The following is a 13,017-nucleotide window of genomic DNA, read 5'->3' as shown; positions in this document are numbered from 1 at the left end:
ATCCCCGGCGGCGTCTCGGAAGGCCCGCCGGGGAGGGGACGTTCCGGTGTTCGAATCATGGCCTGCCCTACCGCACGACGACCGCGGCGCCGCGGGCCCGCACGAGGGCCTGCGGACCGGACCGGCGCAACTCATCGGCCGCGCGGCCGAGATGGGCAGGATCACGGCCGCGCTGACCGCCGCCCGGGCCGGGCGGGGCGGAGCGCTCTTCGTCACCGGCGAGCCCGGCGTCGGCAAGACCCGCCTCGCCGCCGAGGCCCTCGCCGCGGCCGCGGCGGCGGGCATGGCCACGGCGAGGGGGAGGGCCAGCGCGGTGGGCTCGCCCGTCCCCTACCGGCCCCTGGTCGAAGCGCTGTTCCTGCTGGCCCGCACCGGCCTGCTCCCCGGCCCGGACGCGCTGGGCCACCACGGCCCGGTCCTGGCCCGGCTGCTCGGCGACGACCGGGACCCGGCCACCGCCGCCTCGCACGTCATGGTCGGCGAGACGGTGCTGCGCCTGCTCGGCGCCGTCGGAGAGAGCCGCGGCTGCCTGCTCGTCCTCGACGATCTGCACGACGCCGACGCCGGGACCCTGGCGGTCCTCGAATACCTCCTCGACAACATCGGGCAACAACCGGCCGCGCTCCTGCTCATCGCGGGGCGGGCCTGCGGCGCGGCCGCCGAACTCGCCGCCCGGGCACGCCAGCGCGGCGCCGCGACCGCGCTCGACCTCGGGCCCCTCGACCACCCCGAGGTGCGCCTGCTCGTCGCGGCCGAGCTGGGCATCGCCCCCGGAGAGGTCTGCCCCGAGCTCCTCCGGCGGGCGGTGGCCGGCTCCGCCGGAATCCCGTTCGTGGTCAAGGAACTCGTCCACGACCTCACCGGACACGCGGGCCGCCGAGGCCCGGGGGCGCCCCCCGTCCCCGCCGGCGTCGCGGACACCGTCCGGCGCCAGGCCGCGGGGCTCGGCCCGCTCGGCGCGGAACTCCTCGGCATGGCCGCCCTGTTCGGCCGGCGCTTCCCCCTGCCGGTGCTGGAGCGGGCCCTCGGCCGCGACCACGGCGAGCTGTCCGCGGTCCTGCGCGCCGCCGTCGCCTCGTACCTGATCACCCCCGACGGGCCAGGCACCCGGCCGGGCACCCAGTGGTACGCCTTCCGCTACCGGCTGGCGGCCGAGGCGCTGCTGGACGACCTCGGACCGGGGGAGCGGGCCGGGTACGCGCGGCGGGCGGTGCGCGCCCTCACGGCCCTGCACCCCGGGCTGCCCGGCGCGTGGTGCGCACCGGCCGCCCGGCTGTACGAGCACGCCGGCGACGCCCGCGAGGCCGTCCGGCTGTACGGCGAGGCGGCGCGGCGGGAGATGAACGAGGGCGCGGTGGAACGGGCGCTGGAGCTGCTGACCCTAGCCCACCGCCTCGTCGAACCCGGCACCACCAGCCCCGAAGCGCACGCCACGCTGCTGGAGCGCCTGCTCGACGCCGTCGCCTGCTCGGGGCGCCTCGACCGGGTACCGGCGCACCCCGGCCCGGACGAGGGCGACGGCGACGGCGACGGAGGCGGAGGCGGCGGAGGCGACGGCGACGGCGACGGCGGCGGCGGTGGCGACGGTGGCGGCGACGAGTGCGGCGCCGCCCACCACCTCCCGGCCCGGCGGCGGGCCGGGCTGCACGCCCGGCTCAGCGAGATCGCCACCTTGCGGGGGCGACCCGCGCGGGCCCGCGCCCACCTGGACACCGCCCGCCGGCTGCTCGACGGTCACCCGTCCGAGGCCCACACCCCCGTGGTGGACCTCGCCGCGGCGCACGTCGAGCTGAGCCGGGTGGCCCCCGACCGGCTGGCCACCGCCGCCGCGCTCGCCCGCCGGGCGGTGGACGGCGCCCAGCGCGCCCGCCTCCCCGACGTGGCCGGCCGAGCCCTGCTGCTGCTCGGCCGGCTGGAGCGGGAACAGGACGAACCGGCGGCGGTGGCCCACTTCAGCCGGGCCCGCGCGATCGCCCTCGCGCGGCACCTTCCCGTCCTGCGCGTCCGTGCCGAGGTGGAGCTGGCCACGGTCGCGGCGAGCCACGACGACCGGCCGACCCGCGTCGAGCGGGCCCGCCGGGAGGCCCTGCGCATGGGCCTGCTCCCCCTCGCGCACGAAGCCGGCCTCGTCCTCGCGCTGGACCGGATCCGGCGCTGCGCGTTCGAGGAGGCCCGGGACCTGATCCACGACGCCGCCGCCGACGCGGCACGCCTGGGGCTCGGCCGGCCCCTGGCCGCGCTGCGGCTCGCCGAGGCCGTACGCTGCGCCCACCAGGGCCGGCGCCCCGAGATGCGGGAGGCGCTGGAACGGCTCACCCCGCTCCTCGACGCCGAGCCCACCGCCCGGGCGCTGTCGTACGGGCTGGCCCGGGCGTTCTGCTCGCTGCTGGAGGAGCGACACGACGAGGCCCGCCAGGAGTTCGCGCAGGCCCTCGCCCACGACGCCGAGAACCCCGCGGCCGGCGACTTCGGCAGACACGGCGTCATCCTGCTGCTCGGCGTACTGGACGGACGCATGGGCCGGCGCCACCTCGCCGCCGCCGCGCGGGCCAGCGCCGGCGGCACCCGCTGGAACCACCAGTTCGCCGGCCTGGCGCACGCCGTGCTGCTCGGCCGCGAGGGCCGGCCCGAGGAGGCGACGGCCGTCGCGGGCAAGGCCCTGGAGGCGGCCGAGCTCTACCCCATGGCGCGCCGGCTGTGCTTGCGCCTGGTGGCGCGGGCTGCGTACGAGGACGGCTGGGGCGAGCCCGTCGACTGGCTCCGCGAGGCGGAGGAGTACTTCCACGGCGCCGGCCTCCGGGCGGCCGCCGGCGCCTGCCGGGCCCTGCTGCGCGGCATGGGCGCGTCCGTCCGGCAACGGCGCACCGGGACGGAGCAGGTGCCGCCCGCACTGCGCCGGTACGGCATCACCGCCCGCGAGTTCGAGGTCGCCCGGCTGGTCGCCGTACGCACCAGCAACAAGGACATCGCCGCCCGGCTGCACATCTCGCTGCGCACCGTCGAGAAACACGTCGCGAACCTCCTGAGGAAAACCGGCCACCCGAACCGGACCGCCTTCGCCGACTCCGCCCACGACCTCACCTCCTAGGGCGGCCGCCCCCGCCAAGGTGACCACCCGGTCGAAACGGTCGTCGAGGTCCTCGTCCCCGTGGTGCCTCGGAGGGCGTGCGCGGGACGCGCGGCTGACGTGGGGTCCGTGCCGGCCGATCGGCATGCCCGACTCAACGCCATCCGGGCCGCCCGCACATGGGCGGTGGCCCCGCACAATTCCCGTCCGTGCCCCCCACACCGGGCCCGCCGGGCGCGCGGGAGAATGGTGGTGGTCGCCCGCCGGGCCGGCCGCGCCCCGTTCCGTGCCGCCCCTCCCGTCAGCCCTGCCAGATCTTCTCGTACGCCTCCCGGTACCCCTGGGGATCCCAGGAGGAGGCTCCGGCGCTGTTGGCGGCGGTGGAGATGTGCACGGGTGCGACGTAGCCGCTGGCGGGCCGGCCGGCGAAGGCGCGGTTGAACTCGTCGACGATCTGCCAGCCCTGCTGCGCGAGCGGCTCCGGGACGGTGGCGGCCTGGAACCGCTCGCTGTTGACGCGCCGGAACGCGGAGGGGTCGCCGTCGCCGGCGCCGATGTTGAGCGGCGGCCCGGCGCCCGGCTTTCCGGCGGCGCGGAAGGCCGGGGCGGCGTCGTCGAAGTACAGGTCGTTGATGGCGACGGAGTACGTCCAGTCCTTCGGGAAGCGGGACAGGAGCGAGGAGACCTCCTGGGGGGTGCGCCGGCTCGCGTCCGGAATCGGGATGTTCGCCTGCGCCAGGAGCCGCACGCCGGGGCAGGCGGCCAGCCGCTCCTCGATCAGCCGGGACTTGGTTTCGGCGAACGGGATCGAGTCGTCGGTGAAGACGACGACTCCGGCGTGCCCCCCGGACCCGGCGATGACCCAGTCCGCGGCGGCCTTCGCCACCTCCTCCACCCTCGTGGTGACGTTGGTGAACAGCCGGGGACTCGTGCTCGGGCCGGGAGAGCTGAGCGCGTGCCAGCCGACGAGCGGGATGCCCTCGGCCCCGGCCCGCGCCACCTGCCGCGAGGTCAGCCGGGGATCGAAGCCGCCGATGACGATGCCCGAGGGCTTGAGGGTGACGGCCTGGCTGAGCGCCGCCTGGATGCCGGCCGGGGTGCCCTGCCCGTCGATCACCCGGACCGTCCAGCCGATGGTCCGCGCCGCCTCCCGGACGGCGTTCGCGACCCCGGCGACGCCCGGGTTGGTCATGGTCTGCGCGACGTAGACCAGGGATTTTCCGGGGACCGCCGCGGGGCCGGTGGTGGGGCCGTTCCACGGGGTGACGGCGCGCTCGGCCCGCTCGACGGCCGCCCGCGCCGCCTGGAGGACGGCCGGGCAGCCCGCGCCGGCCGGGGAGGGGCCGCCGGTGTCCGACGGGCCGCTCCCACAGCCCGCGAGGGCGGTGGCGGCCACCGCCAGCAGGGCTGCGGCCGCGAGGGAGGTCTTGCGGTTCGGGTCCACGGTGCTCCTGAGGCTGGTGTGCGCTGCGAGGTGTCCTACCGGGCTACCGGGCTACCGGGCTACGGGGCGGCTGCGTCGGCCCGCAGCCGCCGGCGGGCGGAGTAGCCGGCCAGCCCGACCGCGAGGAGCAGGGTGGCGCCGTTGAACAGCGGGGTGGCCCAGAACTGGGCGCCGAGCTGGCCGATCCCGGCGAGGCCGACGGCGAGCACGGCCACCGCCACCAGGGTGCCCAGGGCGTTGGCCCGGCCCGGCTTGATCGCGGTGGCGCCGAGCAGGGCGCCGACGAACGCGGGCAGCAGGTAGTCCAGCCCCACGCTCGGGTTGCCGATCTGCTGCTGCGCCGCGAGCAGCACACCGGCGAAGCCGACGACCGTGCTCGACGCGGCGAAGGCGTAGACGCAGTACCGGTGGGTGGGGATGCCGATGATCTCGGCGGCGCGGGGGTTGGAGCCGATGACGTACAGGTACCGGCCGAACGGCAGCCGCTCCAGCACCACCCACAGCACGATCACGAGGCCGAGGACGTAGAAGGCGGGGACCGGCAGGCCGAGGAAGGCGGCGTCGTAGATCCCGGTGAAGTCGGCGGGAAGGCCCTCCGGGCCCGGGACGATGCGGCCCCCGTCGGTGATCCAGCCGGTGACGGCGTACATCATGCTGCCGGTGCCGAGCGTCGCGATGAAGGAGTCGATGCGGGCGAATTCGACGATGACGCCGTTCACGGCGCCGGCGAGGGTGCCGCCGAGGACGACGGCGAGGCAGGCGAGCGGCCAGGGCCAGCCCTCCTCGACGATGAGGTACAGCACCAGCACGTGCGCGAGGCCCAGGCCGTACCCGATGGACAGGTCGAACTTGCCGCTCGCGACGGTGATCGTGGCCCCGAGCGCCAGAACGGCCGGGATGGACTGGTTGGAGAGGATCGAGGAGACGTTCTCCCGCGTGGGGAAGGTGTCGGGCAGCGCGACGGAGAAGAGCAGGAAGAGCAGGACGGTGAGGGCCAACAGGCCGTACGTGCCGATGAAGTGGCCGTGCCCCGGCCGCTGACCCGGCAGGGACCGACGCGAGGAAGGAGGGCTCACCGGCTCTCGGCGCTTCCGGTGACCGGGGGCAGGGCCGAGGCGGTGCGGGTGAGTTCGGTGACGCTCAGGTCCGCGCCGGCCAGCTCGGCCACCACGGTTCCGCGCCCGAACACGAGCGCGCGGTGGCACACGTCGGCGACCTCCTCGAAATCGGTGGAGACGAGCAGGACGGCCAGGCCCGCGGCGAGCGCCTCGTCGAGGAGCCGGTGGATCGAGGCCTTGGCGCCGACGTCCACGCCGGCCGTCGGCTCTTCGAGGATCAGCAGGCGCGGCTCGCCCCGGAGCGCGCGGCCGAGCATGACCTTCTGCTGGTTGCCGCCGGACAGGGTGGCGATCGGCACCTCGCTGTCGCGGGGGAGCACCGAGAACCGCTCGATCAGGTCGGCGGCCTCGGCGCGCTCCTGGCGCGGCCGCAGCCAGTGCCACGCAGGCACCCCCGCCGCCCGGGGATTGGCCAGGAAGTTCTCCCGAACGGTCAGTTCCGCGGCGCAGCCCTCCTCCTGCCGGTTGGCGGCCACGAAACCGACGCCGCGGCCGAGGGCGGCGGCGACCGTGCCCGGGCGGTACGGACGGCCGTCGAGCAGCGCCCGCCCGCCGAGGAGCGGCAGCGCGCCGGCGAGGGCGCGGCCCAGGTGCGCGTGGCCGGCTCCGGTCAGCCCCACCATGGCGAGGACCTCGCCTTCGCGCAGGTCCAGACTGACGGGGCCGGTGCGCGCGGTCCGCACGCCGTCGAGGCTCAGCACGGGCGGGCGGCGCGCGGGCCCGGCGCCGGACACGGGAGCGGCCGCCGGCGGGCGGGGCGCCGGTTCGTGGCCCACGATGTCGCGCACCAGGCGCTCCGGGCCGTACGGGGCGAGGGGGCCGTGGCTGACGATCCGCCCGTCGCGCAGGACGGCGAAGGTGTCGGCGACCTCGTACACCTCGTCGAGGCGGTGGCTGACGTAGAGGATGCCGTGCCCCCGGTCCCGCAGGGCGTGCAGGACGTCGAAGAGCCGGGCGCAGTCCGCGGCGGGGAGCGTGGCGGTCGGCTCGTCCAGCACGAAGAGCCGCGCCCGTCTCGCCAGGGCGCGGGCGATGGCGACCAGGGAGCGTTCGGCGGGGGCGAGGTCGGCGATCCGGGCGTCGGCGTCGAGGTGTCCGGCGACGATCCGCAGCGCCTCGTCGCAGCGGCGCCGGGTCCGGCGCCAGGAGATCAGGCCGCCGCGGCGCGGGTAGCCGGTCCCGAGGGCGATGTTCTCGGCGACGGTCATCCACTCGACGAGGCCGAGGTCCTGGTGGATGAAGGACATGGCGCGGTGGGCCGCCTCGGAGCCGAGCGGGTGCCCGGCCACGGTGACCTCGCCCTCGTCGGCGTGATGGACCCCGGCGAGCACCTTGATGAGGGTGGACTTCCCGGCTCCGTTGGGGCCGAGGAGGGCGAGGACGCTGCCCCCGTGGACGTCGAGGTCGACCCCGTCCAGGGCGACGGTGCCGCCGAACCGCTTGCCGAGGCCGCGTATCCGGACGAGGAGTTCCGCGCCGGGGCGCGGGGGCGGGCTCGGCGAGGTGACGGGAGTGTCATGCACGGACTTCTCCGGGGCCGCCTGTGGGGAGGGACTGCCTGAAGCGAGGGGGAACACCGGTGATGCTACTGGTGACCATGGGGATATGGGCGATATGTGGCGGTCTGTGTCTCCGGTGGCCGGCAGGACCGCCGTACGGGGCGCGCCGCGCCGGTCAGGCCGCGTCCAGGGCGCACTCGGCCCAGATGACCTTGCCGTGGGGGGTGTAGCGGGTGCCCCAGGCGTGGGCGAGCTGCGCGACGAGGAACAGGCCGCGCCCGCCCTCCTCCGTGGTGGCCGCCCGCCGCAGGTGCGGGGCGGTGCTGCTGCCGTCGGAGACCTCGCAGATCAGGGTGCGGTCGAGGATCAGGCGCACCTGGATGGGCTCGGTGCCGTAGCGGACCGCGTTCGTGACCAGCTCGCTGAGCATCAGCTCCGCGGCGAACGCCTGCTCCTCCAGCCCCCAGTCGGCCAGCCGGCGGGTGGCGGCCGCGCGGACCCCGGAGACCTCGGCCGGGTCGGCGGGCACGTCCCAGCTGGCCACCCGGTCGGCGGGCAGCGTACGGGTCCGGGCGACGAGCAGCGCGATGTCGTCCTCCGGGTGGTCCGGCGCCACGGCGTCGATGACCGCCCGGCAGGTGTCCTCCGGCGTACGGCCGCGGTGGGCCAGGGCGCGGCTGAGCCGGTCGAGGGTGACGTCGAGGTCGCGATGGCGGCCCTCGATGAGCCCGTCGGTGTAGAGGACCAGCGTGCTGCCCTCGGTGAGCCGGATCTCGGCGGTCTCGAAGGGCAGACCGCCCAGGCCCAGCGGGGGACCGGCGGGCAGCTCGGGGAAGACCACACCGCCGTCGGGGTGGACCAGTGCGGGCGGGGGGTGCCCGGCGCGGGCCATCGTGCACAGCCGCGAGGTGGGGTCGTAGACGGCGTAGAGGCAGGTGGCGCCGACGATCCCGGTGCTGCCGGCGTCGTTCTCGCCCCCCTCCTCCCGGTCCAGGCGCACCAGGAGGTTGTCCAGGTGGGTGAGGAGCTCGTCGGGGGCGAGTTCCAGCTCGGCGAAGTTGCGCGCGGCGGTGCGCAGCCGGCCCATGGTGGCGGCGGCGTGCAGCCCGTGTCCGACGACGTCCCCCACGAGCAGCGCGACACGGGCGCCGGAGAGCGGGATGACGTCGAACCAGTCGCCGCCCACCCCGGATTCGGCGGGCAGGTAGCGGTGCGCGACCTCCACGGCGCCCTGCTCGGGCATGCCGTGCGGCAGCAGGCTCCGCTGCAGGGCCAGGGCCAGGGTGTGCTCGCGGGTGTACCGGCGGGCGTTGTCGATGCAGAGGGCGGCGCGGGCGGCGAGCTCCCGGGCCAGCCGGCTGTCGTCGTCCCCGTAGGGCGCGGGGTCCTGCGACCGGTAGAAGCTCGCGATCCCCAGCAGGACGCCGCGGGCCAGCAGCGGGACGCAGACGAGGGAGTGCACGCCGCGGTCGAGGATCCGGCGCGCGTGTTCGGGCTCCTGGTCGATCCAGCCGACGGCGGCGCTCAGATCGGGTTCCAGCACCTCCTGCCCGCTGTCCAGGCACCGCATGTGGGGGGTACCGGCGCGGAGCTCCACCCGCCGCCCCGCGGGATAGAAGGGGCAGTCGTCGCGGACGCCGTGGACCACCGCGCGGTGCAGCTCGGTCCCCGGATGGGCGGACTCCTCACCGCGCAGCACGGCCTCGGGCACGTCGATGGTGACGTAGTCCGCCAGGCGCGGCACCGCCATCTCGGCGAGCTCCCGGGCGGTGCGGGTCACGTCCAGGGTGGTGCCGATGCGGGTGCTGGCCTCGGCCAGCAGCTCCAGCCGGCGCCGCGCCGCGACGGCGTACTTGCCCACTTCCGGCTCGCCCACCAGCACCAGTCCCCGGGTGGGGCCGGCGACGTGGTTCGCGGGCGTGGGGCCGGCCACGTGGTTCGCGGGCCCTTCGTGCCGGGCCGCGGACGCCTCGCCGGTGAGCACGGCCTCGACGACGACGCCCTCCACCCCGGAGCGGCTCGTGACCGGGCGGCTCATCAGGGTGACCCCCCGCCCGTGCGGCAGGGCCACCTCCACCGCGGCCCGCTGGGTCGAGCAGATGAGCTCGGTCGCCTTCTCCTTGAGGATCAGCTGATCGCCCCGGCCGAACCCGCTGTCACCGAGCTCGGCCAGTGTGATCAGATGCCCGTTCCCGGTGTCCGCGCCGCCGTGGGCGAGGTGGCCGGCGTCGAGGTACGTCCGCAGCAGCGCGAGCTCCCGGGCCGACCGCTGCTCCATCAGCCGCCGCTCGACGGTCTCGGCGGCCCGTCGGACCAGGGCGGCCAGGGCGGGGTCCTGGTAGCTGTGCGGGTACCCGAAGCACAGCACGCCGACGATGTCCCCGCTCAGCTGGTCGCGGATCGGGGTCGCGGAGCAGGCGCTCGACTGGGAGCGCTGGGCGAAGTGCTCCGCCCCGTAGACCTGGACGAGCCGCCGTTCGGCGAGGGCGAGGCCGATGCCGTTGGTCCCCGCGACCCGTTCGGCGAAGACGAAGCCGGGCACGCTCTGGATGGGCGGGAGGGTGCGGGCCAGGCCCGCTTCCCCGAAGCGCCGCTCCAGCACCGTTCCGGCCGCGTCGGCGAGGGCCACGTTCATCGGGCTGCCCGAGAACCGGGACGCCAGCTGGTCGAGCACCGGGGCCGCCGCGCGGACGAGCCGGCTGTCCGGATCGAAGTCGTCCCGGTAGGGGAGCTCGGTCTGGTCCGGTGAGAGCCCCAGCGACTGGCAGCGCAGCCAGGAGTTCATGATCGGGCTTCGCACCCCGCCCGTGAGCGCCTCGCCCCCGAGGAACCGCTCACGGGAGCGTGCGGGGCCGATCTGCTCTCCCGTCGCTCCCATGCGCATCATCCCCTCGCCGAGCCCCTTCGAGTGCCTTTCGAGTATATTCCTCCCCATTTTGTTCTTATCAGAGGATCGCGACCGGATTGACGGGCGAACCCGTCCCGCCGGGCACGTTGAGCGGCGACACGACGATCATGAACTCGTAGCGCCCCGCCCCGGCGCAGGCGGCGGATAGCGCCTCCAGGTCCAGGTTGTCCAGCAGCGGCACCCCCATGGCGGCCACGGCGAGGGCGTGGACGGGGGAGTGCACGCCCTCGACGGGCGAGGGCCGCAGATCGCTGTCCCCGTCGCCGCCCAGCAGGGCGATCGCACGCCCGGCGAGCAGGGGCACGGCGTCCACGTGCAGGCCCGCGCTCGCGGCGCCGACGTCCCAGGGGCCGAGTTCCCGGCGCCTGCGGAAGCGGCCGGAGCGCAGCAGCACCGCGCAGCCGTCGTCGACCGTCACCCCCAGGGCCCGTTCCGCGGCGGCCACGTCCCGCGCGTGGACCGGGTGCCCGGGCTCCAGCCAGTCGACCCCGAGGACGGCCGGCAGGTCCAGGAGCACGCCCTTGGTGACGAGGGGGCCGAGCGCCGCCACCGAGCCGAAACGCGCGCCCGAGGCGTCGACGGCCTCGCGGGCCGTCCGCCCGTCGTAGAGCCGTCCCCCGTAGGCGACGTGTGCCAGGGCGTCCAGGTGGCTCACGGCCTTGCCGTGGAAATCGGCGGCGATGAAGTCCTTGTAGGTGGCGGGTTCCGGGGCCTCCACGTCACCGAGGTCCGTCATGTGGTGCAGGGCGGGCCTGTCGTTGTCCGGGCCGGCCCGGGTGTCCCAGGGCAGCCCCAGCGGGACCGCCGTCCCGGACCGGACCAGGGCCGTCGCCCTCCGTACGTGGTCGGGGGTGACCCGGTTCCAGGCGCCGCGGTCGGCCGGGGACCAGCTGCCCCACGTACGGACCGCGGCGAAGATCGCGTCGAACTCCTGACGGGAGACCGCGGGACTGCCGCTCATCCGAACTCAGCGCTCCAACGCTCGGGGCCCCGCCCGGGGCGGGGCGGGGGGCCGGCGCCGGGGCGCCCGCACGGGAGGCCCCTGCCCACCCGCCCCGGCGCTACGCCTCACGGGCCACGGGGGTGCCGGACGGGAGCACCGCGCGGTGTGCGAAGGAAACCGGCCGCCCTGGCCGGTCCGCGCCGACGCGGGGCCCGCCGGAAGGGCCCCCGGGATGGGTACCGGCCGTGGACGGGCCGGGAACGGGCCGTGGACGGGCCGGTGTGCCGCCCCCCGGCGGGCCGGTCCTCCGAGGTTGCGTCAGGATCAGGCCGAACGAGGCTGTTCGACCCGGCCGGATACCGCCGTGGCGATCTCCAAACACCCCGCGGGTCAAGATCATCGCATCGAGGTAATCCGAACGCCTTTCGGGAGTCGTCGCGGTGCGCCCGGGGCTAGTGTGCTCCCGAATCTGGACGGATTACCCGCATATTCACCCTCTTTTTTCTTCCACCGGCCGCCGCGCGCGTGCGCCGACCGCCGCCTCACGAAGGAGAGCCCGCCCGATGACCGTGGACACCAGCCCGGAGGCGCGGCTGGAGCCGCCCCGGCAGACCAGCCTGGGTACGGCGGCCGCCCGCAACCTCGCCACCACGACCAAGTCCGCCCCGCAGATGCAGGAGATCACCTCCCGCTGGCTGCTGAGGATGCTCCCCTGGGTCGAGACCAAGGGCGGCGCCTACCGGGTGAACCGCAGGCTGACCTACACCGTCGGCGACGGCCGCATCGAGTTCGTCCAGGACGGCGCCCACGTCCGGGTGATCCCCCGCGAGCTCGGCGAACTCGCCATGCTGCGCGGTTTCGACGACGTGGAGGTGCTGACCGCGCTCGCGGGCCGGTGCGTCCAGCGCGACTTCCGCGCCGGTGAGGTGCTGGTCGAGCGAGGCGCCCCCGCAGGCGAGATCCACCTGATCGCCCACGGCCGGATCAACCAGACCGCCGTAGGCAAGTACGGCGACGAGGTCGCCGTCGGCGTGCTCGCGGACGGCGACCGGTTCGGGGACCACGCCCTCCTGGACGGCGCCGGGACGTGGGACTACACCGCCACCGCCGCCACCGCCGGCACCCTGCTCACCCTCTCCCGCGCCGACTTCGACGCGGTGCTCTCCTCGGCGCCCCACCTGCACGCCCACGTCCAGCGGTTCGGCTCGCTCCCGCACCAGCGGCAGAACAAGCACGGCGAGGCCGAGATCGCCGTGTCGGCCGGCCACAGCGGCGAACCCGAACTGCCCGGCACCTTCGTCGACTACGAGCTCAACCCGCGCGAGTACGAACTCTCCATCGCGCAGACCGTGCTGCGGGTGCACACGAGGGTCGCCGACCTCTACAACGAGCCGATGAACCAGACCGAGGAGCAGCTCAGGCTCACCGTCGAGGCGCTGCGCGAGCGCCAGGAGCACGAGCTGATCAACAACCGGGAGTTCGGTCTGCTCCACAACGCCGCCTTCAAGCAGCGGATCCAGACGCACTCCGGCCCGCCCACCCCGGACGACCTCGACGAACTGCTCTGCCGCCGCCGCGGCTCCAAGCTCTTCCTCGCCCACCCCCGGACCATCGCGGCGATCGGGCGCGAGTTCAACGCCCGCGGCCTCTACCCGGACCACGTCGACCTCGGCGGGCAGCAGGTACCGGCCTGGCGCGGGGTCCCGATCCTGCCCTGCAACAAGATCCCCATCAGCAAGGAGAACACCAGCTCGATCCTCGTCATGCGTACCGGCGAGGACAACCAGGGCGTCATCGGCCTGCACCAGACCGGTCTGCCGGAGGAGTACGAGCCGGGCCTGTCGGTGCGCTTCATGGGCATCGACGAGCGCTCGATCATCTCCTACCTGGTCACCACCTACTTCTCCGCGGCGATCCTGGTGCCCGACGCGCTCGGTGTGCTGGAGAACGTCCAGATCGCCCGCAGGAACGACTGACCGGCCCGGCCCGGACCGTCCTGCCCGGGATCAGGGATCCGGGACGGCCCCACCACCCACCA

7 protein-coding genes are annotated in these 13,017 nt (G+C 75.3%); 2 read left to right on the top strand and 5 right to left on the bottom strand.

The window, feature by feature from the left end:
* Positions 1-46 precede the first annotated feature (46 nt).
* On the top strand, positions 47-3,088 hold the full coding sequence (locus tag EES41_RS04200; protein ID WP_123075764.1) for a LuxR family transcriptional regulator: 3,042 nt from the start codon (positions 47-49) through the stop codon (positions 3,086-3,088).
* Positions 3,089-3,368: 280 nt separating this feature from the next.
* Here the strand turns inward: EES41_RS04200 and EES41_RS04195 are convergent, their stop codons facing one another.
* From EES41_RS04195 to EES41_RS04175, 5 genes are all read right to left on the bottom strand, one after another.
* Complete coding sequence (locus tag EES41_RS04195; RefSeq protein WP_123075762.1) at positions 3,369-4,511, bottom strand: substrate-binding domain-containing protein; 1,143 nt, start codon at positions 4,509-4,511, stop codon at positions 3,369-3,371.
* 59 nt (positions 4,512-4,570) lie between these two features.
* Complete coding sequence (locus tag EES41_RS04190; RefSeq protein ID WP_123075760.1) at positions 4,571-5,587, bottom strand: ABC transporter permease; 1,017 nt, start codon at positions 5,585-5,587, stop codon at positions 4,571-4,573.
* Entirely contained in the window at positions 5,584-7,152 is a 1,569-nt protein-coding gene (locus EES41_RS04185; RefSeq protein WP_123075758.1) for a sugar ABC transporter ATP-binding protein, read from the bottom strand. The genes EES41_RS04190 and EES41_RS04185 overlap by 4 nt, the downstream gene beginning before the upstream one ends.
* A 151-nt stretch (positions 7,153-7,303) precedes the next feature.
* Positions 7,304-10,006 carry a SpoIIE family protein phosphatase gene (locus tag EES41_RS04180; RefSeq protein WP_123075756.1) on the bottom strand — a complete coding sequence of 901 codons (2,703 nt, stop codon included), beginning with the start codon at positions 10,004-10,006 and terminating at the stop codon, positions 7,304-7,306.
* A gap of 67 nt (positions 10,007-10,073) precedes the next feature.
* Positions 10,074-10,997 carry a cyclase family protein gene (locus tag EES41_RS04175; protein WP_123075754.1) on the bottom strand — a complete coding sequence of 308 codons (924 nt, stop codon included), beginning with the start codon at positions 10,995-10,997 and terminating at the stop codon, positions 10,074-10,076.
* A 545-nt stretch (positions 10,998-11,542) separates the two neighbouring features.
* Between EES41_RS04175 and EES41_RS04170 the strand changes: the two genes are divergently transcribed.
* Positions 11,543-12,955 carry a family 2B encapsulin nanocompartment shell protein gene (locus EES41_RS04170; protein WP_123075752.1) on the top strand — a complete coding sequence of 471 codons (1,413 nt, stop codon included), beginning with the start codon at positions 11,543-11,545 and terminating at the stop codon, positions 12,953-12,955.
* Positions 12,956-13,017: the final 62 nt, after the last annotated feature.

It is taken from the genome of Streptomyces sp. ADI95-16, from assembly GCF_003721495.1.
Classification (GTDB): domain Bacteria; phylum Actinomycetota; class Actinomycetes; order Streptomycetales; family Streptomycetaceae; genus Streptomyces; species Streptomyces goshikiensis.
Note: the sequence above shows the minus strand (reverse complement) of the source record. Positions and strands in the feature narration are given on the sequence as shown.